Here is a 21,678-nt window from a genome sequence, read left to right as displayed (position 1 = left end):
GCCCCCTTCTGCCGATTAGCTAAAAACGACCGTTTTGTTGCCGTGAATTAGCACGCGATCTTCTAGGTGCCAACGCAGCCCCCGCGCCAATACCGCTTTTTCCACATCGCGACCAAAACGTACCAAATCAGTAGGCGTGTGACAGTGGCTGACCCGGTGAATGTCCTGCTCAATTATGGGGCCTGCATCCAGCTCTTCTGTCACATAGTGGCAAGTTGCCCCAATCAGTTTCACGCCCCGCTCATAGGCTTGATGATACGGCTTGGCACCCGCAAAGGAAGGCAAGAAGCTGTGATGAATGTTAATCACGCGCCCTGCATACCGTTCGCAAAGCGAAGGCGGCAGAATTTGCATATAGCGTGCTAGCACTATGCAGTCAGCGCGGGCAGCATCAATCTGCTCCTGCACCTGTTCAAAAGCCGTTTGTTTATTAGCCGGGTCAACTGGTACATGATGATAAGGGATGCCATACCATTCAGTCAGCGAGCGCATATCATCGTGATTAGAGATAACGCCGACAATATCGCAATCCAACTCACCTGCCTGCCAGCGGTAGAGAAGGTCCACCAAGCAGTGGGATTCCCGAGACACCATCAACACCACACGGCGGCGCTTTTGGGTATCCACCAGCGACCACTGCATATCAAACTCAGCCGCCACCGGCTCAAACGACGTGCGCAGTGCTTCCGCCGACATACCCAGAGAATCCGCCAGAATCTCGTAACGCATAAAAAAGCGGCCAGTCTCTAAGTCAGAGTGCTGGCTGGCTTCGGTAATTGAGCCACCTTGTTGAGCAATGAAACTTGAGACACGCGCCACGATGCCCACTTGATCTGGGCAGGAAACAACTAAACGATAGTAATGAGACATAACAAACACTCTTAACGTATTTAACGGCACGCTCGCCAAGCACCTGCCTACCAGCAGGTAAACCACATTAGCGGCGGTAGTGTACCGTAAGCACGATGAGGAAGCACCGTGGTCAGGTGCCGCGATGATTGTTACCCGCCCCCCGCTTCCCGTATAGTTAAGGAATTACTTTCTAGGCTTTTCATAACTGATGCATCCATCCCGCGTTCAACTTCGTCCTCGTCGTCGCCCGCCCCTGCGCCTACTCCCGCTAGGTGGATGTGGTGAAATTGGAATGAATCTTACGCTGTATGGATACGACGACCAGTGGATCGCCGTAGATTGCGGCATGATGATTCGCCAAGACCTGCCCAACTCGCCGCTGCAAGTACCTAATACCGATACCCTAGAGGCACTGAAGATCACACCTAAGGCGCTGTTTATCACCCATGGTCATGAAGATCATATTGGTGCGGTGGCGTGGCTATGGCCCAAATGGGGTTGCCCTATCTTTGCCACTCCTCTCGCAGCAGGGCTATTGCGTTACAAATTCGCCGAACACCAGCTCAGCAGCGCCTCCATTGAAGTGATTGAACCAGGCGATGCGGTGGAGAGCGGGCCATTTACACTGCGCTACTTGAGTGTTACCCACTCCATCCCCGAAAGCTGCTCCATCATGATGCAGGCGGGTGATTACCGCATACTGCACACCGGCGACTGGAAACTCGACCCCAACCCACTGATTGGCGCCCCCGTGAACGCTGCCCAGTTTAGAGCACTGGCGCCGGTGGATCTTCTGGTAGGTGACTCGACCAATGCGCCAATGCCAGGGCAGTCGGGCAGCGAGGGGGATGTTGCCAAGGCGCTTTCCACCACATTGAAAGCGTGTAAAGGCCGCGTGGTAGTGTCCTGTTTTGCTAGCAACCTAGCGCGCGTACTGGCCATTGGCTTAGCGGCCCAAGCGTGTGGCCGTCGCGTTAGTTTGATGGGCCGCTCAATGGAGCGCATGGTCAGTGTTGCTAGAGGCCTTGGTTATCTGGATAACTTCCCCCCCCTGGTGCCACCCCATGATTTGGGCTATCTACCACCGGAGGAGGTCGTGATTATTGCCACCGGTAGCCAAGGCGAGCCTCGCGCTGCCTTGCAGCGTTTAGCGCAGCGTCGACACCCCTTTGTGGACTTGGAACCCGGCGATAGCGTGATTTTTTCCGCCAAAACAATTCCAGGCAATGAGCGCCCTATCGAGCAGCTTAAAAAACGTTTATTGCAACTCGGTGTCACGCTGTTCGACGAAATGAACCACCCCGAGCTTCATGCCACCGGCCACCCCGCTCAGGAAGAGCTGAAAAAGCTCTACCAGTGGGTTAGGCCCAAAATGCTACTGCCGGTACATGGTGAAGCGCGCCATCAGGAGGCGCACCAAGCGCTTGCTGAGGAGCTAGGTATCAGAGCGCCGTTAGCACCGGTGAATGGCGATATGATTGTGCTTGACCACCAAGGGCTGCGCTGCGAAACGCGCTACCCACAGCCGCCTTGCATTGTTAACCAAAATAGCGTCGTGCCTCACCCTGGCCTTGAGAGCAGCCATCCCACTACCCGTCGTGGCAGTCTGTTTCTAGCGCTACCGGTAGCAGCAACAGAAACGGGATGGTGTCGTATTGGTCGTCTGATGCTTGACGCCAACGGCGCAAGCCCTATGGATGAAGATAGCTTCAGCGAGTGGCTGGATGAGCAGCTAGAAGAGATTGAGGCAGACACCTTGGCTGATTTGCGCCATGCGCTGCAGCCAAGGCTGGTGCACTGGCTGGCTAACCACTTGCAACATATGCCAGACGTGCACCTGCAGATCATGGCCGCTGAAATGCCGACCATCGAAGAGTTAAACGACGAGCCTTAAACACAGGTGTTACCAGCGTTCAGCATCCTGCTGATCGGTGTGGCGCTCTTTAACCCAGTACGCCCCCTGCTTGGAGTGCTCTTTCTTCCAAAACGGCGCCTGGGTTTTTAAATAATCCATAATGAAATCGCAGGCCTCAAACGCATCGCGGCGGTGTGCGCTTGCCACCAGCACTCTAACGATAGGGTCGCCCGGGGATAAGTCGCCCACCCGATGAATAACACGCACCGCCTGCAGCGCCCAGCGCTGCCAGGCTTGCTCAGCAATTTGCGTTAAGGTGCGCTCAGTCATTCCTGGATAGTGCTCAAGGGTTAACCCCGTTACGTCGGGCGTCTCGTTAAAATCTCGCACTAACCCGGTGAACGTCACAATCGCACCAATGTCGGTGCGCTGGCGCAGCGCGCTCTCATAGCCGTACGCCATTGAAAACGGAGCGGACTGCACTTCTACCGCGATGTCTGGCAATGTCGGCTCGCTAACAGACACGGCTTAGCCTCCCGTTACCGGTGGAAAAAAGGCCACTTCGTCATCATCAGTGATACGAGCGCTATCATTTGCCATCACTTGGTTAATGGCACATAGAGTGCGCTGATCAGCCAGCACGGAAAAGCGTGCATCCTGGGCACTAAGCGCAGCTTTTAGCCCGGCCACATCGCGACTTGGCAGCTTATCAAGCCCAATGGCCAGATCACTCTCACCGACCCGCTCACGCAGCTCTGCCAAAAACTTGACGCGCACACAGGGCGAGGCACAGCGCTCACCTAAGCTTACCTCTCCCACTGCGCCTTCACCGGTGACAATAGGCGTGACCATCTCACGCTCCCGCTGATAGTCACCACGCAATCCGCCTCGCTTGCTGTCGAGCTGCACAGCTTCAATGCGCATCTCTTTATCAACGGCTTTACACATATCGTAAAGCGTCAGGCAAGCAACCGAAACGGCCGTCAACGCTTCCATCTCGACGCCCGTGCGCCCGTTCAAGCGACACATGGCCGATACATTCACCCAGCCATTTGCATGGTCAATATCGAAATCCACCGCTACTTTGGAGAGCGCCAGCGAGTGGCAGAGCGGAATCAGTTCATGAGTTCGCTTCGCTGCTTGAATACCCGCAATACGCGCTGTTGCGAGTACATCCCCTTTGGGCAGCGCCCCATCGCTTAATAGCTGCAGAGTATTGGGCTGCATCACGATTCGCCCAGAGGCAACAGCCTCACGACGGGTCTCGCGCTTATCGCCGACATCAACCATATTCGCTTCGCCGTGCGCGTTCAGGTGGGTTAACTGCATGGTGTCACCTTTTCATCATCAAGCCAGAGTGCGGCGTTGTTGGTCGGCCCACTCACTTACCCAGCGAGCAATCTCTTCACAATTATTTAAATCCAAGCGGGCCACCGATGGCCTAAGAGCCACCGGCGGCTCAGCAGTAAGCGCAGCCGCCTGCACCCACTCATCGCATAAAATAGCCGGATCGCCTATTCCGTCTCGGTAAAGCACCAGCTTGGGAATAGGCCATGCTTTGAAGCCTTCCACAATCACCAGATCTGGGTGATGCGGTGCCATTAGGGTAAGCAAATAGGCTAAATTAGGCTCCTCCTGCCCTGGCGTCTCCTGCATCAGTGCAAAACGTTGGCGCGATGCAATCAGCATAGGAGTGGCCCCGGCGCTACGCAGCTTGTAGCTGTCTTTACCCGGCTGGTCCACATCAAACTGGTGGTGGGCATGTTTAATCACCGCTACCGAAAGGCCCTTTTCACGCAGTAGAGGTAACAGCTGCTCTAGCAGCGTGGTTTTACCGGTCCCACTCCAGGCTGCCACCCCTAATACGGGAAACGAGCATCGTAGGGCATCACTCATAAGTCACCATTCGCGCCACGGGTTACTCATCCTCTTTTTCTGCGGGCAATAACCAGTTTAACGCAATGCCTACCAAAGCGGCTAAGCTTACGCCCTGCAAAGTGAATTGCCCGCCACCAAACTGCATACCACCGATACCAAACACCAAAATAAGTGACACCACCACTAGGTTACGCGCCGCAGTAAGCGACTGACCTGCGCGCACCAGGGTATTCATCCCCACTACGGCAATAGAGCCGAATAGCAGCGTCATAATCCCACCCATGACCGGCCCAGGAATTGTCTGCAGCAGCGCCCCCAATTTGCCAACAAAGGCAAGGATGATGGCAATAACGGCAGCCACAATCATATATTTTGGATTGAATGCCTTGGTTAGCGTCACAGCACCGGTAACTTCTGAATAGGTCGTGTTAGGCGGCCCACCGAACAGGGCTGCTGCCGTCGTTGCCAAGCCATCGCCCAGTAACGTGCGGTGCAAGCCAGGTTTTTCAAGATAGTTTTTACGTGTCACCGAGCCAATCGCCACCATATCGCCAATATGCTCAACGGCGGGAGCGATGGCCACTGGAATCATAAACAGGATGGCCGCCCAGTGAAAACTCGGCGCGGTAAAGTTGGGGATAGAGAGCCAAGCCGCTTCACGCACCGGAGTAAAATCAACCACCCCCATAATCAGCGCCAACGCATACCCCGTTGCAATGCCGCCTATAATCGGCACTAAACGCAGCAGCCCACGGCCAAGCACCGCAAGCAATAAGGTTACTAACAGACTGGCCATGGAGAGAAAAATAGCTTGCCCATAGCTAATATTATCGCTGATTTCACCGGTTGCCATACTGACCGCGACTGGCGCTAGCGCTAAGCCGATCACCATAATCACTGGGCCCACCACGACAGCAGGCAGCAAACGATGCAACCAGGCGGTGCCCTTCAAGCGCACCGCCTGGGAAATGGCAACATAGACAAGTCCCGCGGCCATCAGGCCGCCCAGCGTGGCAGAAACGCCAAAACTGGCGATTGAGCCTTGAATAGGAGCAATAAATGCAAAGGAAGAAGCTAGAAACACCGGCACCGTTTGTTTGGTCACGCCATGAAACACCAGCGTGCCAATCCCGGCGGTAAAGAGCGCCACGCTGGGGTCTAGCCCGGTTAATAGCGGAACCAACACAAGCGCACCAAAGGCCACGAACAGCATTTGCGCGCCGGTAAGCAGCATTTTAGGCCACGACTCTTGACCAGCACTGTTTGTCATCACACCACTCCTGGGGGTCGGTTATTAGTAACGGAGACAAAAAAATGCCCCCAACGCGAAGCGTAAGGGGCCTTTTGAGGCGGAGCGCTTAACGCGTTCCGAAAATCTTATCGCCGGCATCTCCCAAGCCGGGGACAATGTAGCCATTCTCATCGAGTCGGTCATCTACCGACGCCGTGTAAATCTCTACATCAGGATAAGCATCTTGCACCCGTTTAATCCCTTCAGGGGCAGCAACTAAGACAATCACTTTCATATGTTCACAGCCACGCTCACGCAGCATATCCAGCGTGGCCACCATCGAACCACCAGTCGCCAGCATCGGATCAATCACAATCGCCATGCGCTCTTCGATGTCGTTGGCGAATTTAGCGAAGTAAGGTACCGGTTGAAGCGTCTCTTCATCCCGGTAAAGACCAACAACGCTTACCCGTGCGCTAGGGATTAAATCCGTTACGCCCTCCAACATGCCTAGCCCGGCACGCAGGATCGGCACGATAGTGACTTTCTTACCTTTCAAACGACGGGTCGCAATGGGCTCGCCGTTCCAGCCCTGAATCTCATGGTCTTCCAGCTCCAGACCTTTGGTTGCTTCATAGGTCAAAAGCTTAGCCACTTCACCTGCCAGTTCACGAAAGCTCTTAGTGCTCAAATCAGCTTCGCGCATCAATCCCAGCTTATGTTGAACAAGCGGATGGTTAATGGCGTAGACACTCATGGGGCTTCCTCACTGCAGGGGATTCAGGATGGCGACCTAGGTCGCATCGACATGCTTACAAAATTGCGCGCCATTCTACCCGCAACTGACCATCAGGTTAAGGGGTTTCGGGCAATTGCCACTCAATTGGCGTCCGCCCTTGCTCCTGCAAGAATTGATTCGCCCGCGAAAAGTGGTGATTACCAAAGAAACCACGGTGCGCCGACAGGGGAGACGGGTGTGGTGACTCAAGTACCAAATGGCGAGAGGTATCGATGAGCGCTTTTTTCTGGCGAGCATGACTCCCCCACAGCAGAAAGGCGCAGGGCTCTGCATGCTGACTCACGGTTTCAATAGCCCGGTCGGTAAAATGCTCCCAACCTTTTCCCCGATGCGACGCGGCGTTGCCCTGCTCAACGGTAAGCGCTGTGTTCAGCAGCAGCACCCCCTGCTTCGCCCACGACTCTAAAAAGCCATGACGCACTGGGGTAAAACCGACATCGCTTGCCAACTCTTTGTAGATATTGACCAGCGACGGCGGCACTTGCACGCCCGGCTGTACCGAAAAACAGAGCCCATGGGCCTGATTAGGCCCGTGGTAAGGATCCTGCCCTAGAATTACCACTTTCACCGAGGAGAGCGGCGTTAATTCAAAGGCGCGAAACCAGTTTGAGGAGTGAGGGTAGATCACTTTCTTAGCCGCTTTCTCTGCGGCCAAAAATGCTTTCAGGGCGGACATATAGTCAGCCTGAAAATCCTGCCCCAGCCACTGGCTCCAGTCTTCGGGTAGCGGGTTAGCCATATTACTTTTTCATTTGGTCAGCGAGAGGCTCTACGTAGGCAATGCCCATATCCCAAGGGAACTGAATCCAGCACTGCTGAGCCACTTCGGTCAGGTATTGATCCACCAAAGGGCGACCCTCTGGCTTAGCGTAAATCGTGACAAAGTGCGCTTTTGGGAGCATTTCGCGTACGGCGCGTGCCGTTTTTCCCGTATCGACGAGGTCATCAACCAGCAGCCAGCCGTCACCGTCGTGATCCACCCCTTTCATAATATCCAGACCACCTTGATCCATATGGTCGTAACTTTTGATGCACACGGTATCAATCAAACGGATATTCAGTTCGCGAGCAATCAGCGCAGCCGGAATCAAGCCGCCGCGAGTAATCGCCACAATGCCCTTAAAATCACGTTCGATTAAAAGATGGCAAAGTTGGCGCACGTCGCGGTGAATTTGGTCCCAAGAGACGGTGAAATGTTGATGGTAGCGTTCGCTGCTCATGGGGAATTACTCGTCTTCGTTAAAGGAACAGACCGCGAATACGCTATAGCCCGCATCGCGAATTTTCTGAGAACCACCCAGCTCAGGCAGATCAATGATAGTGGCTGTTTCCACCACCTGCCCACCGCAGCGCTGAATCAAATTCGCGGCTGCCAGCATCGTGCCACCAGTGGCAATCAAGTCGTCCATTAACAGGATCCGGTCGCCTTCCTGGAACGCATCAGCATGCAGCTCTACTTCTGAATGGCCATACTCCAGCGTGTAGGTTTCGCTGATAGTTTTAAACGGAAGCTTGCCTTTTTTGCGCACCGGCACAAAGCTGCAGCCCAACTCATACGCCAGCGGCGCACCGATAATAAAGCCACGGGCGTCAATCGCCGCGATGGCATCCAGGTTCATCTCCTGGTAGCGGTGCACGAAGCTATCGATCAGCTTGCGAAAGGCAGCGCTGTTTTGCAGCAGCGGAGTGATGTCACGGAAGTTCACTCCTTGCTCTGGCCAGTCAGGAACCGTGCGAATAACGGACTTAATGTAATCGCCGTAGATGCTCATCGCGTCTCTCATTGATTAGTCAAAATGCGGGCAGTTAGCCCAGGAACAGGAACTTTGCTGCAAACAGCAGCGCCAGCACGACCACTGCCGGATTCAGGTCGCTGAATCGACCTGACAGGGTCTTGATGGCAACGTAGCTGATAAAGCCCAGGGCAATACCCTCGGCAATCGAGAAGGTCAGCGGCATGGCCAGCGCAGCGATCAGCACCGGCGCGGCGTCTGTGGGGTCTTCCCAGTTGGCATGCGCCAGGCTACCCGCCATCAACACCGCCACGTACAGCAGAGCGCCCGCCGTGGCATAGGCCGGAATGGAACCCGCCAGCGGCGCAAAGAACAGGCTGATCAAAAACAGTATGCCAACAACCACCGCCGTCAGACCGGTACGGCCGCCCGAGGCAATGCCCGCTGTCGACTCGATGTAACTGGTCGTGGTGGAAGTACCCAGCGCAGCACCGGCCATGGACGCCGTGCTATCGGCCATCATGGCACGACCAATGCGCGGCAGCTTGCCATCCTTGTCCAGCAGCTTGCCACGGTGTGCCACGCCCACCAGCGTACCCGAGGTATCGAACAGGTCCACGAACAGGAACGCAAAAATCACGCTCAACATGGCCACGTCCAGCGCACCCATCAGATCCATGGCCATGAACGTCGGCGCGATGGAAGGCGGCATGGACATGATCCCGCCATACTGGTTGTGGCCCAGCACCATGGCCATGACGGTCACCCCCAGAATACCGATCATCACCGCACCGGTCACGCGCAGGTAGGCCAGCGCGGTAATCACGAAAAAGCCCAACAAGGCGTAAATGGCCGGCGGCTGGGACAGGTCGCCCAGCGCCACATAGGTCGCCGGGTTGGACACCACGATGCCCGCATTCTTCAGGGCGATCATCGCCAGGAACAGACCGATACCCGCCGCAATGCCCAATCGCAGCGACAGCGGAATAGAATTAATGATCCATTCGCGAATTTTAAAAATACTCAGCAGGAAAAAGGTCAAACCAGAGAAGAAGACGGCCCCTAACGCCGCTTCCCAGGTGTAGCCCATACCGAGCACCACGCCGTAGGTAAAGAAGGCATTCAACCCCATACCCGGCGCTTGAGCGATCGGATAATTGGCCCATAGGCCCATCACGAAACAGCCAATCGCCGCGGCCAAACAGGTGGCTACGAACACAGCGCCGTAATCCATTCCCGCTTCCGAGAGAATGCTTGGGTTAACGAAGATGATATACGCCATGGTAAGAAACGTTGTAATCCCAGCGATCACTTCCGTTTTTACATTGGTCTTCTGCTCTGTGAGCTTGAAGTAGTTGTCCAGTGATTTCATTTAGTTTTTATCCTTCGCGCTTACGCTGAATGCGTCCCTTGATGCGAGAAAAGCCGCACATACTACCGAAAGGCACCACGCGATGCGAGCACCTCAAGTGCGGCTAGCTAAGTTGAGGAGAAGCCTCATACCTAATTTATTAGCAAACTTCAGGCCATGAGCTAACCGATTGGTCAACAAAGAGCCAAGATTTTCCACTATTGGCGGCTCGCCAGAACCCGCTCCACCGTCTCAACAATCACTTGAGTCTGCGGGTCAATTTCAATATTGACCCAGTCATTCATCAAACGGCTACCTAACATCGTGCGTGACAATGTTTCAGGGATGAGATTAACACTGAACTCCACCCCTACCCCATCGGCAGATGGGCGTACATCGCCAACGGTGAGGCTGATACCGTCGACACCAATATAGCCTTTTTCAAACACAAACTTGGCCGCTTTATCAGGCAACGCAAACCAGAGCCGACGGTTATTAGGAGCTTCTTCAATAGCTACTACCTTCGCCATACAAATAATGTGGCCTGACATGGAGTGCCCGCCAATTTCATCCCCAAAACGAGCTGCGCGCTCTATATTGACGCATTGGCCTGGCGTAATTGCACCAAGATTGGTCAATCTCAGTGTTTCGCGCATCAGGTCAAAGCTAACGCGCTCACCATCTATCGCCGTTACCGTCAGGCAAACGCCGTTATGTGCCACTGATGCACCAATCTCTAACCCGCTACGCATACTCTCTGGCAGAGCAACCACATGGGTGCGGAACTCCTCTAGTTCATGCACCTCAACGACCTCTGCGATACCTTGAACAATGCCAGTAAACATTGGCCCTTCCTTTCAATCTCAGGTTAGTAGGATGGCATAGACCATAAAAACTCGCGCAAGCTTACTACTAATGACCCAACCTTGTGCAGCCAGTGGTTAGCAGACGTCTATTGATCATGGCTTTTTGCTGTTAGCAAGCAGCTCAATCACCCCAAAACAGCAATAAAAACCAAACATGACCAATAAAAAGGAAAATAAACCTGTATATGAACTTAAAAACATGAAATAGAACGGATTTAATTGACAACCCATTCGCCACTCTTTAGACTTTCGCCGCAAATGTAATGACGCCGATTTGTACCCAGATTGCGGGCGTCCACCTGGCCTTTGGCGGGGTGAAGTGCAGCTAAAAGGGTGTGTCCAGCATTGATGGCCACCCGCAAGGGTGGCCTTTTTTTGTTCCCCGCCCTACGCTTGCCCCCTCGCACTCCGTCTTCGGCCTACCATTAAGGCAGACGCTATGATTGAACTTAGCAACGTTAGTAAAACCTATGGCAGCGGCGACAGCGCCGTCCATGCTCTTCAGAATGTTAATTTAACGATTCCCAAAGGCACGATACACGGCGTGATTGGTCTGTCCGGTGCGGGCAAATCGACGCTCATTCGCTGCGTCAATCTGCTAGAACGCCCCACTAGCGGTAGCGTTTTGGTGGATGGTCAAGAAATGACCGGTCTACGCCGTCGTGAGCTCAACCATGCTCGCCATCGTATTGGTATGATTTTTCAGCACTTTAACCTGCTCACCACGCGGACCGTGTTTGATAATGTCGCCCTTCCCCTGGAGCTGATGGGCGAAAAGCGCAGCACTATCAAAAATCGTGTTTTACCGCTATTGGAGATGGTGGGCTTAGCCGATAAAGCGAAGCAGTACCCTGCCCAGCTTTCCGGCGGCCAAAAACAGCGCGTGGCCATTGCCCGCGCCCTGGCCAGCAAGCCCAACGTGCTGCTATGCGACGAAGCGACTTCAGCCCTCGACCCGCAAACGACCAGTTCAATCCTTGAACTCCTCAGGGATATCAACCATCAGTTGGGGATTACCATTCTGCTGATTACCCACGAAATGGAAGTGGTGAAATCGATTTGCCATCGGGTAAGCCTGATCTCTGACGGCAAGCTGGTAGAAGACGCGGAAGTCGGCGACTTCTTTACTGCGCCAGCCACCCAGCTTGGCCGCGACTTTTTGAACGACTTTCTACAGCTCAGTCCTCCTAAAGAGCTTTTGGAACGCCTGGAAGAGAGCCCCAGCGAACATACACATCCGGTGGTGCGGCTGACTTTCTCAGGCGATGCTGTCTCCACGCCGCTCATTTCTCGCTTGGCGCGTGAGTGCAGCGTCGATGTCAGCATTTTGCAGGCCAAAGTCGAGTCCATTCAGGACCGCACGCTTGGCCTAATGATTGCCGAACTACTGGGCAGCCATGAGCAAACCCAGCAAGCCATGTCCTATTTAGCAGCGCATCAACTACAGGTGGAGGTACTCGGCCATGTCCAGCGCAATGTTTGATCTTATTTTACAGGCCACGCTGGATACCCTTTATATGGTGGCAGTGTCCGGCGTCATCGCCACACTGCTTGGCCTGCCGCTGGGCGTAATGCTTTATGTCACCCGCCCGCGGCAAATTCTGGCGATGCCGGTGCTTAACCAAGTGTTGGGTATCATTACCAATATTGGCCGCTCAATTCCCTTCATCATTTTGATGGTGGCCATCATCCCCTTCACCCGCATGCTGGTAGGTACGTCTATCGGCATCAACGCCGCCTCCGTACCGCTGACCATTGCAGCAATTCCGTTTGTGGCTCGCCTCATTGAAGGCGCGCTCAACGAGATTTCTCCAGGGTTAATTGAATCGGCACAATCCATGGGTGCGACGCCTTGGCAAATTATTACCAAGGTGCTGATTCCCGAAGCTCGCGGCGGCATTATTACTGGCCTCACCATTACGCTCGTCACTCTGGTGAGCTACTCAGCCATGGCAGGCGCAGTAGGCGGCGGCGGCCTTGGCGACCTTGGCATTCGCTATGGCTACAACCGCTTCAACCCAACCATTATGCTAATCACTGTGGTGATTCTAGTGGTGCTGGTACAAGGGTTCCAAAGCCTAGGCGACTATTTAGTGCGCAAAAGCGACCGTAAATAGTCATAGCCAGCGCCTTTCATCGACATAGCTAAATATAACAAAAACGCATTAGACTTGCGTTTCTTATTCCCTCATCATTGCACCACGATGCATAACGACACTGGAGTAACGCCATGCAAAAAGTCATTATCGGCAGCCTGACCGCGCTTGCACTTGCCATCAACGTTGCCAATGCGGAAACCCGTACCATTAAAATGGGCACCGTAGCTGGTCCTGAAACCGAAGTGATGGAAGTCGCCGCTCGCATTGCCAAAGAAGAGTACGAGCTGAACGTCGAAATCATCGAGTTCACTGACTACGTAACGCCGAATGCCGCACTGGCCGATGGCAGCCTGGATGCCAACGCTTACCAGCACGAGCCCTACATGCAGGCGATGGTGAATGACCGCGGCTACGACTTTGCCATTGCCGGTTACACCTTCGTGTATCCCATCGGCGCTTACTCTGAAAAGTACGACAGCATTGATGAGCTGCCGGACGGCGCACAAATCGCGCTGCCCAACGACCCCTCCAACGAAGGGCGTGCGCTTATCCTAATGCACAACGAAGGCCTGATCACGCTCAACGATCCGACGTTCCTGGAAGCCACGCCGATCGATATCGCCGAAAACCCGCGTAACTTCCGCTTCCGTGAAATCGAAGCGGCGCAGCTGCCCCGCGTACTGCCTGACGTAGACATGGCCTTCATCAACAACACCTTTGCCCAGCCGGCCGGCTTAAGCCTTGACGACGCGCTGATCAAAGAAGGCCCAGAGTCTCCTTATGTGAACCTGATTGCCGTGCGCAGTGGCGATGAAGAGCGCGAAGAGATTCGTCAACTAGTAGACGCCTACCAGCGTGACGAAGTCATTGAAAAAGCCGAAGAGCTGTTCAAAGGCGCAGCAGTACCGGGCTGGATTGAAGAGTAATCTTCCCCACCGCTCATTCAAGCACGATCTTAAGCTAGTACTATCAGGCCAGCCGAGAGGCTGGCCTGATGCGTTTTCACCAAAGGAGACGGTATGTCGACAACCGATTACACGCTGTTAAACCGCCAGTTAGAGGCTTTGCTGGATACCCGCGACTGGCTGACCAACAGCGCCCAAACCTGCGCGTTTATTCAGCAGGAGCTCAGCGAGCTGAACTGGGTCGGTTTTTATCTTCAGCGCGAAGCGCAGGTGCTCTGCCTAGGCCCTTTCCAGGGCAAGCCTGCCTGCCACCCCATCCCGTTTAGCAAAGGGGTATGTGGCGCAGCAGCACGCGAGCAAGCCACCCAAAGAGTCGACGATGTGCACGCCGTTGCTGATCATATCGCCTGTGATGCAAACTCGAACTCTGAACTGGTGGTTCCTATCGTGACCGATGGTTTCGTCTGGGGCGTGCTGGATATCGACAGCCCGCAACATGCGCGCTTTAGCCAAGAAGACCAAGCCGGCATCGAGGCGCTTGTTGCTACGTTCATGCGCCAGACAGACCTACCCCGCTTCCTTTGATTCAAGGCCGTTTTGATTCAAGGCCGGGAAAGTCAGCACGTACAAAAAAGCCCCGCTCATTGAGCGGGGCTTTTGAAATTTGGTAGGACCAGGCGGATTTGAACCGCCGACCTCCACGATGTCAACGTGGCGCTCTAACCAACTGAGCTATGGTCCTAGAAAAGTGTGCACACATGAAATGGTAGGACCAGGCGGATTTGAACCGCCGACCTCCACGATGTCAACGTGGCGCTCTAACCAACTGAGCTATGGTCCTACTGTGCAACGGATGCGTATTCTACGGCTTCATAGCTGAATTGCAAGTAGTTTTTATTCTTCACACCCTTACCAACGAGTACCTTATCGCTGTTTCTATGAATAATGTCGGCACTTATCAAACCTAAGGACTAAGCTGGACATAGATTAATACTGATCGCCCGTGAAATAAGGAGGTAGGTTTTGCTAGGGCCTTTGCTAGGATGCATCGCCGTTTTACTGCTACTTTCCACGTTAATTGCTCGCATAAGATTGCGCTGGTGGTGGATACGCAGTTTTGAGTTTCCACGCCTGCAGATTGCCTTACTCGCTGGGGTATGTGCGCTAGCAAGCTGGATGCTGCTGGAGCCAGGTAAATGGCGAATGGCATCGACAGGCTTATCGCTGCTTACCCTGCTGATACAGCTGCGTTACATCATCCCTTGGACGCGTCTCTGGCCCGTTCAAGTGAAATCGACCCATGAGGCGCCAAGCAATCAAAAAATCACCCTGCTGATCGCCAATGTGCTTACTCCGAATCGCCAGGCGGATAAACTGCTCAGTATGATTGAGCAATACCAGCCCGATATTGTGCTAACGCTGGAGTCAGACCAGTGGTGGCAGGATCAACTAGATCAAGCGTTAGAGGATAAGTGGCCTAATAGCGTCAAAATTCCGCTCGATAATCTTTACGGCATGCATATGTACTCGCGACTAACCCTCAGCGAGACCGAGGTAAAGTGGCTGATTCAGGATGACATCCCCTCTATCCATACCTATGTCACGCTGGAAAGCGGCGACCGAATCCGCCTATATGCTCTTCACCCGCGTCCGCCAGCACCCAGTGAAAGCGAGAAGTCGCTCTGGCGCGATGCTGAACTACTGTTAGTTGGTAAGGAAATTCATCGCCACCCTTCTGCCACTCTGGTCGCAGGCGATCTAAACGATGTTGCTTGGTCGCGCACTACCCGACGCTTCTGCCGCATCAGCGGCATGCTTGACCCTCGTCGTGGCCGGGGCATGTTCAGCACGTTTCACGCTAACTACCCGGTCCTGCGCTGGCCGTTAGATCACGTCTTTGTCAGTGAACACTTTACGCTGGACAGCATGCAGCGCTTAGATGCCTTTGGGTCTGACCATTTCCCTATTCTGGCCACACTCTGCTATCGCCCTACTCGCCAGAACGAGCATGAAACACCAGAAGCCAGTCAAGAAGAGCACCAGGAAGCCAGCGAAACCATTGAAAAGGGCAAAACGGAGACGCAGCAAACTTAACCGTTTTGCCCAATCGCTAGGCGTAGGATGGAATAGGTTACTCGGGCAGACCGCCTTGCGTTAATACAGTGGGATCAAGCAGGCGCTCTAGGGTGGCGCGGTCCAGGTCCGTTTCCTCTTCCGCGACATCGATAATCGGCCGTCCTCCTTGATATGCCTTTTTAGCAATCGCGGCGGCCGCGTTGTAGCCAATCACACTGTTCAGCGCGGTCACCAAAATCGGGTTACGCGCCAGCGGCACCTGCAGGTTATCTTCACGCACTTTGAAAGTTGCGATAGCACGCTCAGCCAACAGCTTGGCGGTATTACTCATCAGAGTAATTGACGTGAGCAGATTAAACGCCACCAGCGGCAGCATAACGTTAAGCTGGAAATTGCCGCTCTGCCCCGCCACTGTGATCGCCGTATCTAACCCCATCACCTGCGCCGCCGCCTGTGCTGCCGACTCGGGAATCACCGGGTTGACTTTGCCCGGCATAATAGAGCTACCCGGCTGCAGCGCCTCAAGCTCAATTTCACCCAGCCCGGCCAGCGGCCCCGAGTTCATCCAACGTAGGTCGTTGGCGATCTTCATCACCACGCAGGCGAAGCCTTTCAGCTGGCCGGATAATTCCACCGCAGCGTCTTGCGAAGCCAAGCTGGCAAAAAAGCTATCGTTAGGAACAAAAGAGAGGCCCGTTTGTTGGCTCAGTTCTTTCGCCATTAAGTCAGCAAAGCCCTCCGGCGCGTTAATCCCCGTACCCACTGCAGTTCCACCCTGGGCAAGGCGGCATAACCGCACCACCGCACTGTCAAAGCGCTCAATGGCTTGCCCCACCTGGCTAGACCACGCCCCTAACTCTTGATCCATCCGCAAAGGCATAGCGTCCATCAAATGGGTGCGACCGGTTTTAACGACATGGCTGAGTTCGTCAGCACGGCGATCAATGGTCGCTTGTAGCGCGACTAATGCAGGCTTCAGTGACTCATTCACGGCGATAGCGGCGGAGAGGTGGATCGCCGTCGGGATCACATCGTTACTGGATTGGCCCATATTAACGTGATCGTTAGGCGCCACCTCGACTCCTTCACGGCTAGCCAACGTCGCCAGCACCTCATTCACGTTCATATTGGTGGAGGTGCCCGAGCCAGTCTGGAAAACGTCAATGGGGAAATGGTCGTCATGCTGGCCATCAATCACCGCTTGTGCGGCTTTTTCGATAGCCTGCGCGCGCTCGGCATCTAATAGTCCTAGCTGGTGATTGCTACGAGCAGCCGCTAGCTTAATGCGTGCCACGGCATGCACAAATGCCACCGGCATGGGCGTGCCTGAGACGGGAAAATTATTAATGGCACGCTGGGTTTGGGCACCGTAAAGCGCCCTTGCCGGTACCTCAAGCTCTCCCATGCTATCTCGTTCAATACGCGTATCCATTCCACACTCCTGTTAAGTCATCAGCGGCATTTGAACTAACACCACTTCATTGATAACGATTCTCTCTACGCTTCAGCCTAGCCACCCCGCACGGTTTGGTAAACCACCAAGCTGGCTGGGCGCGTTTTCAAGGTTTATTTTGCCCGCACCCGAATTGTTGCACCGCACAAAACCGCCTGCTATGCTGCAATGCAAGATAACCCAGATCAGTAACGGTGCATTCCTTAGCTCGCCGTCGCTGATAAACGAATCGTCTTGGGTTTAGCTTAGCAGCCCACAGACCTTAGCAATGGCACAGGAGTGTTGATTATGCGTACCTTTAACACCAATGAAATGACTCAGCAGTTCGATAACCTGTTTATGGCTCCGGCACGTGCCTACATGAGCCTCAGCATCGACTATTCTGAAAAACTGCTAAACGCTCAGCTAGACGCTAACAAAGCCTATGTTGATACTGGCATTGCACAAATGCGCCAGCTGATGAGCGTTAAAGACGCTGAGGGCCTGCGCAGCTACATGGAAGGCCAGCAGAAAGTAGCCAAAGAGTTGGCTGAGCGCGTCAAAGGTGATGCAGACAAAGTGGTATCACTGCAGCAGGACTTCTTGCAGAAGAGCCAAAAGCTGACGGAAGATAACGTTAAGCAGGCACAAGCGACTGCCAGCAAAATGAGCAAAACTGCCTAATGCTGAACTGATCGCGAAAGCGATTCAGCAACTTAAAAGCGGCTAGATGACGCCCTTGCCAGTTCTCTGGCAGGGGCGTTTTACCAATTAAGCGCGGATTTCACGAAAGGAATGGTGAGTTTGCGTTTCGCAGAGAGTGACGCTTGATCCAACGTTTCCAGCGCTCGACACAGCTCCCCTAGCTCCCTTGGGCCACGATGCATAATGTAGCGCCCAACGTCATCCGGTAGTTGCATCCCGCGGACATTCGCACGCAGCTTTAAGGCGGCCAAGCGGTCACTATCATCCATAGGATGTAGATGAAACGTTACCCCCCAGGCAAGACGCGATGCCAAATCCGGTAGGGCTACTTCCAAGTGGCGTGGAGGCTTATTGGCGGCAATCAGTAATGCTTTGCCCGCATCCCGTAAGCGATTGAAGGCGTGAAATAGCGCTTCCTCCCAGCGCTTACGGCCTATCACATACTCAAGGTCATCAATCGCGACTAAATCAAGACGCTCAATATCCTCTAGCATCAGCGGGGGGAAATGACCTAAATCAGCCAGAGGTAAATAGAGCGCTCGTTTGTCTTGATCAGAGGCCGCATGGCAGGCCGCTTGCAAAAGATGGCTACGGCCACTGCCCGGCGCGCCCCATAGATAAAGAAACGGCTCTGAGCCAGGCATTAGCTGATGGCTTAAGTGGTCTACCAACGAAGCATTGGCACTGGATGCGTAGTAATTATTAAACGTAGCATCGTCACGCAGCCCTACCCCAAGCGGTAGCTGTGCCGGTACTCGGCTCATGATGACTCCCTTTTGTCGTCGCGACCCAGCTCATCATGCTGTGTTTGCTGTTCTAATGGTTCTGACCGTGCATCATACAGCGCACTATTTTTATAACGATCTTTTACTTCTCGCAGCAGCACCATAATCACCGCCGCCGCCGGAAGCGCTAACAACACCCCAGTTAAACCAAAGAGATGCCCACCCGCCAGTACGGCAAAAATAACTGCTACCGGATGCAGGCCAATCTTATCGCCTAATAGCTTCGGCTGCAGCACCACGCTTTCAGCCACTTGCCCCAGACCAAACACGGCAATGACGCCTAATAGCGCCCACCACGTATCAAACTGAAACAGTGCCACCACCAGAGCAATTACTAGCCCGACGATAAAACCTAAAAACGGCACGATGCTCACTAGCCCAGAGAGCACGCCAATCAGCAGGCCAAAGTTAAGCCCCAACAGGGTTAAACCCACTGCGTAGATAATACCCAAGCAAAGCATGACCAGCAGTTGACCGCGTAAAAACGAGGCTAATACCTCATCACAGCGACGTGCCAAGCGAAACGTATCGTCCACCCACTGGCGAGGTACTAGATTCGCCATATTGTTAAGCATGCGCTCCCAATCCAGCAGCAAATAAAACGTCACCACAGGAATCAGCGCTACATAGGTGACCCAAGAGACAAACGCCATACCCGAGCGGCCAATCTGGCCTAACGCCTGGGCAACGTAACTACCCGCATCACGCCAGTTTTCAACCAGCGTTTCACGTACATTGCTCAGCTCGGAGGCGAGGTCATAGCCCGTCCACTCTTGCACCTGTGGAGCCAATACGCCTTCAATCCAGTTAAGCACGCCCGGGAGCGCTTCGCCCAGTTGCTTAATCTGTTGTACCACCAGCGGAATAAGAATAAGTAAGCTCAGCGCCAGAACAATCATCAGGACTAAAAACACGCTGCTGACTGCCCAAACACGCTTCATTCCCAGGCGTTGGAAATAATTGGTCAATGGGTCGGCCAAGTACGCCAATATCAACCCAGCAATAAAGGGCATCAGTACTGCATCGAGAAAGTAAACCGTGCCAACCAGAGCGACAAGTAGCGCAATTCCCCACCTTGAGTTTCTCATTCCACGCTCCTTCCTGGATATACGGTCAGCAGTAATGCTTGAATAGTAACAAAAGTTGCCCGCAGCGCACCTGATAACACGTCACATCGATGCGACTTACGTCGCTGAGTGATACAATCGCACCCCGTTATTGCTCCGGCACTGGCTACTTGCCAGCACAATCGCATTGCAGCTTTGCATAGGCTTCACAGGACCTGTCATGACCGAGACCTCTCCCTCCCAGGCTACTCCCTCTCTCAGCTACAAAGACGCAGGCGTCGATATTGATGCCGGCAACGCCCTTGTTGATCGTATCAAGCACGTTGCCAAGCGCACATCACGCCCTGAAGTGATGGGTGGCCTTGGCGGTTTCGGCGCATTGTGCGAGCTGCCCGCGGGTTATAAACAGCCGGTACTCGTCTCAGGCACAGACGGGGTGGGCACTAAACTGCGTCTGGCAATGGATCTTGGCAAGCATGACACTATCGGCATCGACCTGGTAGCCATGTGTGTGAATGACTTGATCGTGGCGGGTGCCGAGCCGCTACTTTTCCTGGACTACTATGCCACGGGCAAACTAGATGTGGATATTGCTGCCGACGTAGTGACCGGTATTGGCGCTGGCTGCGAGCTAGCAGGCTGTGCACTGGTAGGTGGTGAAACCGCAGAAATGCCCGGCATGTACGAAGGCAGCGACTACGACCTGGCCGGCTTCTGCGTTGGCGTCGTAGAAAAGTCAGAGATTCTCGACGGCAGCAAGGTGGCCGAAGGCGATGTGCTGCTCGGTCTGGCCTCCTCTGGCCCCCACTCCAATGGCTACTCGCTGATTCGTAAAATTCTTGAAGTCAGCAATGCTTCCCTGGAAGAAACCGTTGACGGCAAGCCACTAGGCGATGCCTTGATGGCCCCTACGCGCATCTATGTAAAATCACTGCTCTCCATGATGCGCGGCACCGACATCCCCGTACATGCCCTTTCGCACATTACTGGCGGCGGCCTGCTGGAAAATATCCCCCGCGTTCTACCAGACACCCTGGCAGCGCACATTGATCTCACCAGCTGGCAGCGCCCTGAAGTGTTCAACTGGCTGCAGGCCAAAGGCAACGTCAACGAAACCGAAATGCACCGCGTACTGAACTGCGGTATTGGTATGGTCATCGTGGTGCCCGCAGATCAGGCAGCGAACGCTAAAGCGCACCTTGAGGCCCAGGGCGAGACCGTTTATCAAATCGGTCAGATTATTCATCGCCAGGACGAGGCGGTCGTACTCGACCACGCCCAAGCGAGCCACAACGCATGAGCAGCACCGACTACAGCAGCGACACCCTAAACGGCATGACGCCTGATCCTGTGGGCGCACGCCGCGTGGTGGTACTGATCTCTGGCAGCGGCAGTAATCTACAGGCGCTCATTGATGCTCAGCAGCATGACCGCTTGGGCGGTGAGATCGTTGCAGTGATCTCCAACGAGCCCGATGCCTATGGCTTGAAACGTGCCCATGAAGCTGGCATCGAAGCGGTAGTACTTCCCCATCGTGAATATGATAGCCGCGATGCTTACGATGGCGCGCTGATCAAGGTAATAGAACGCCACGAGCCAGACGTTATCGTTCTAGCGGGCTTTATGCGCATTCTAACACCGCGTTTTGTACAGCGTTTCTTGGGGCGGATGCTTAATATTCACCCCTCACTGCTGCCGGCTTACCAGGGCTTGAACACCCATGCACGCGCATTAGCTGATGGCGCCTCGCACCACGGCTGCAGCGTACACTTTGTCACTGAAGAGCTCGATGGCGGTCCCGTTGTGCTGCAAGCGGAGCTGCAGGTTAACCCAGATGACACGGTGGAGACGCTAAAGGAGAAAGTCCACGCGCGCGAGCACCTGATCTTCCCGATTGCGGTGCAGTGGTTCCTGGAAGGACGCCTGCAGTACAACGCAGAGGGTGCCACCATGGACGGCCACCCGCTTCCGCCGTACGGCATGCGCCTCTCCCATGCGGATGCCGCTGAAGAGCTGGATGAAGAGATCGACGACGCCTAATTTC

At 54.3% G+C, this 21,678-nt stretch carries 23 protein-coding genes and 2 tRNA genes; 9 read left to right on the top strand and 16 right to left on the bottom strand.

Annotation, left to right across the window (positions count from 1 at the left end):
• Nucleotides 1–15 precede the first annotated feature (15 nt).
• Entirely contained in the window at nucleotides 16–870 is an 855-nt protein-coding gene (purU, locus tag NH344_RS04005; protein WP_044628295.1) for a formyltetrahydrofolate deformylase, read from the bottom strand.
• A 274-nt stretch (nucleotides 871–1,144) separates the two neighbouring features.
• On the opposite strand from purU, the gene NH344_RS04000 reads away from it, so the two are divergent.
• Nucleotides 1,145–2,746, top strand: a complete 1,602-nt coding sequence (locus NH344_RS04000) for a ribonuclease J (RefSeq protein ID WP_062360388.1) — start codon at nucleotides 1,145–1,147, stop codon at nucleotides 2,744–2,746.
• A 9-nt stretch (nucleotides 2,747–2,755) separates the two neighbouring features.
• Here NH344_RS04000 and moaE read toward each other — a convergent pair whose 3' ends face one another.
• From moaE to NH344_RS03950, 10 genes are all read right to left on the bottom strand, one after another.
• Nucleotides 2,756–3,232 (bottom strand): molybdopterin synthase catalytic subunit MoaE, encoded by a 477-nt coding sequence (moaE, locus tag NH344_RS03995; protein WP_074210515.1) that lies wholly within the window; start codon nucleotides 3,230–3,232, stop codon nucleotides 2,756–2,758.
• Between the two features lie 3 nt (nucleotides 3,233–3,235).
• Nucleotides 3,236–4,036 carry a cyclic pyranopterin monophosphate synthase MoaC gene (gene moaC / locus NH344_RS03990; protein WP_062360390.1) on the bottom strand — a complete coding sequence of 267 codons (801 nt, stop codon included), beginning with the start codon at nucleotides 4,034–4,036 and terminating at the stop codon, nucleotides 3,236–3,238.
• An 18-nt stretch (nucleotides 4,037–4,054) separates the two neighbouring features.
• Nucleotides 4,055–4,603, bottom strand: coding sequence for a molybdopterin-guanine dinucleotide biosynthesis protein B (gene mobB / locus NH344_RS03985; protein ID WP_044628298.1), 549 nt, complete (start codon nucleotides 4,601–4,603; stop codon nucleotides 4,055–4,057).
• A gap of 22 nt (nucleotides 4,604–4,625) precedes the next feature.
• Complete coding sequence (locus tag NH344_RS03980) at nucleotides 4,626–5,855, bottom strand: uracil-xanthine permease family protein (RefSeq protein WP_235252944.1); 1,230 nt, start codon at nucleotides 5,853–5,855, stop codon at nucleotides 4,626–4,628.
• A gap of 88 nt (nucleotides 5,856–5,943) precedes the next feature.
• Nucleotides 5,944–6,573: a uracil phosphoribosyltransferase gene (upp, locus tag NH344_RS03975; protein WP_044628300.1), complete on the bottom strand. Its 630-nt coding sequence runs from the start codon at nucleotides 6,571–6,573 to the stop codon at nucleotides 5,944–5,946.
• Between the two features lie 97 nt (nucleotides 6,574–6,670).
• Nucleotides 6,671–7,354: a uracil-DNA glycosylase gene (ung, locus tag NH344_RS03970; protein ID WP_058578092.1), complete on the bottom strand. Its 684-nt coding sequence runs from the start codon at nucleotides 7,352–7,354 to the stop codon at nucleotides 6,671–6,673.
• A 1-nt stretch (nucleotide 7,355) separates the two neighbouring features.
• Nucleotides 7,356–7,835: a xanthine phosphoribosyltransferase gene (gene gpt / locus NH344_RS03965; RefSeq protein ID WP_044628302.1), complete on the bottom strand. Its 480-nt coding sequence runs from the start codon at nucleotides 7,833–7,835 to the stop codon at nucleotides 7,356–7,358.
• Nucleotides 7,836–7,841: 6 nt separating this feature from the next.
• The gene (locus NH344_RS03960) at nucleotides 7,842–8,387 is read right to left on the bottom strand and encodes an adenine phosphoribosyltransferase (protein WP_044628303.1); all 546 of its coding nucleotides are present in this window, start codon (nucleotides 8,385–8,387) and stop codon (nucleotides 7,842–7,844) included.
• Between the two features lie 34 nt (nucleotides 8,388–8,421).
• Nucleotides 8,422–9,720: an NCS2 family permease gene (locus tag NH344_RS03955; RefSeq protein WP_044628304.1), complete on the bottom strand. Its 1,299-nt coding sequence runs from the start codon at nucleotides 9,718–9,720 to the stop codon at nucleotides 8,422–8,424.
• Between the two features lie 197 nt (nucleotides 9,721–9,917).
• The gene (locus tag NH344_RS03950; protein ID WP_054640843.1) at nucleotides 9,918–10,544 is read right to left on the bottom strand and encodes a riboflavin synthase; all 627 of its coding nucleotides are present in this window, start codon (nucleotides 10,542–10,544) and stop codon (nucleotides 9,918–9,920) included.
• Between the two features lie 460 nt (nucleotides 10,545–11,004).
• Between NH344_RS03950 and NH344_RS03945 the strand changes: the two genes are divergently transcribed.
• The 4 genes from NH344_RS03945 (at nucleotide 11,005) to NH344_RS03930 (ending at nucleotide 14,154) form a co-directional block, all read left to right on the top strand.
• Nucleotides 11,005–12,048, top strand: coding sequence for a methionine ABC transporter ATP-binding protein (locus tag NH344_RS03945; protein ID WP_089675302.1), 1,044 nt, complete (start codon nucleotides 11,005–11,007; stop codon nucleotides 12,046–12,048).
• Nucleotides 12,029–12,682, top strand: a complete 654-nt coding sequence (locus tag NH344_RS03940; RefSeq protein WP_044628308.1) for a methionine ABC transporter permease — start codon at nucleotides 12,029–12,031, stop codon at nucleotides 12,680–12,682. Before NH344_RS03945 ends, NH344_RS03940 begins: the two co-directional genes overlap by 20 nt.
• A gap of 113 nt (nucleotides 12,683–12,795) precedes the next feature.
• On the top strand, nucleotides 12,796–13,590 hold the full coding sequence (locus tag NH344_RS03935) for a MetQ/NlpA family ABC transporter substrate-binding protein (RefSeq protein ID WP_253027564.1): 795 nt from the start codon (nucleotides 12,796–12,798) through the stop codon (nucleotides 13,588–13,590).
• A 93-nt stretch (nucleotides 13,591–13,683) separates the two neighbouring features.
• Nucleotides 13,684–14,154: a GAF domain-containing protein gene (locus NH344_RS03930; protein ID WP_044628309.1), complete on the top strand. Its 471-nt coding sequence runs from the start codon at nucleotides 13,684–13,686 to the stop codon at nucleotides 14,152–14,154.
• An 80-nt stretch (nucleotides 14,155–14,234) separates the two neighbouring features.
• Here the strand turns inward: NH344_RS03930 and NH344_RS03925 are convergent.
• Nucleotides 14,235–14,311: transfer RNA gene (locus NH344_RS03925), tRNA-Val, on the bottom strand.
• Between the two features lie 22 nt (nucleotides 14,312–14,333).
• Nucleotides 14,334–14,410: transfer RNA gene (locus tag NH344_RS03920), tRNA-Val, on the bottom strand.
• A gap of 182 nt (nucleotides 14,411–14,592) precedes the next feature.
• On the opposite strand from NH344_RS03920, the gene NH344_RS03915 reads away from it, so the two are divergent.
• Complete coding sequence (locus NH344_RS03915) at nucleotides 14,593–15,663, top strand: endonuclease/exonuclease/phosphatase family protein (protein WP_044628310.1); 1,071 nt, start codon at nucleotides 14,593–14,595, stop codon at nucleotides 15,661–15,663.
• Nucleotides 15,664–15,700: 37 nt separating this feature from the next.
• Here NH344_RS03915 and NH344_RS03910 read toward each other — a convergent pair whose 3' ends face one another.
• Nucleotides 15,701–17,077 carry a class II fumarate hydratase gene (locus NH344_RS03910; protein WP_044628311.1) on the bottom strand — a complete coding sequence of 459 codons (1,377 nt, stop codon included), beginning with the start codon at nucleotides 17,075–17,077 and terminating at the stop codon, nucleotides 15,701–15,703.
• 309 nt (nucleotides 17,078–17,386) lie between these two features.
• On the opposite strand from NH344_RS03910, the gene NH344_RS03905 reads away from it, so the two are divergent.
• Nucleotides 17,387–17,761 (top strand): phasin family protein, encoded by a 375-nt coding sequence (locus NH344_RS03905; protein ID WP_044628312.1) that lies wholly within the window; start codon nucleotides 17,387–17,389, stop codon nucleotides 17,759–17,761.
• An 80-nt stretch (nucleotides 17,762–17,841) separates the two neighbouring features.
• On the opposite strand, the gene hda is transcribed toward NH344_RS03905, so the two are convergent.
• Together hda and NH344_RS03895 are read right to left on the bottom strand one after the other, a co-directional pair.
• On the bottom strand, nucleotides 17,842–18,546 hold the full coding sequence (gene hda, locus NH344_RS03900; protein ID WP_044628313.1) for a DnaA regulatory inactivator Hda: 705 nt from the start codon (nucleotides 18,544–18,546) through the stop codon (nucleotides 17,842–17,844).
• Nucleotides 18,543–19,655, bottom strand: a complete 1,113-nt coding sequence (locus NH344_RS03895) for an AI-2E family transporter (RefSeq protein ID WP_044628314.1) — start codon at nucleotides 19,653–19,655, stop codon at nucleotides 18,543–18,545. Before NH344_RS03895 ends, hda begins: the two co-directional genes overlap by 4 nt.
• A 199-nt stretch (nucleotides 19,656–19,854) precedes the next feature.
• On the opposite strand from NH344_RS03895, the gene purM reads away from it, so the two are divergent.
• A complete protein-coding gene (purM, locus tag NH344_RS03890) occupies nucleotides 19,855–20,934 on the top strand; it encodes a phosphoribosylformylglycinamidine cyclo-ligase (protein ID WP_044628315.1) in 1,080 nt (359 codons plus the stop codon).
• Nucleotides 20,931–21,674 (top strand): phosphoribosylglycinamide formyltransferase, encoded by a 744-nt coding sequence (purN, locus tag NH344_RS03885; protein ID WP_044628316.1) that lies wholly within the window; start codon nucleotides 20,931–20,933, stop codon nucleotides 21,672–21,674. Before purM ends, purN begins: the two co-directional genes overlap by 4 nt.
• Nucleotides 21,675–21,678: the final 4 nt, after the last annotated feature.

The sequence above is a fragment of the Halomonas sp. Ps84H-12 genome (assembly GCF_024124725.1).
GTDB classification, from domain to species: Bacteria; Pseudomonadota; Gammaproteobacteria; order Pseudomonadales; family Halomonadaceae; genus Vreelandella; species Vreelandella aquamarina.
This window is presented reverse-complemented; position numbering and strand designations above follow the sequence as displayed.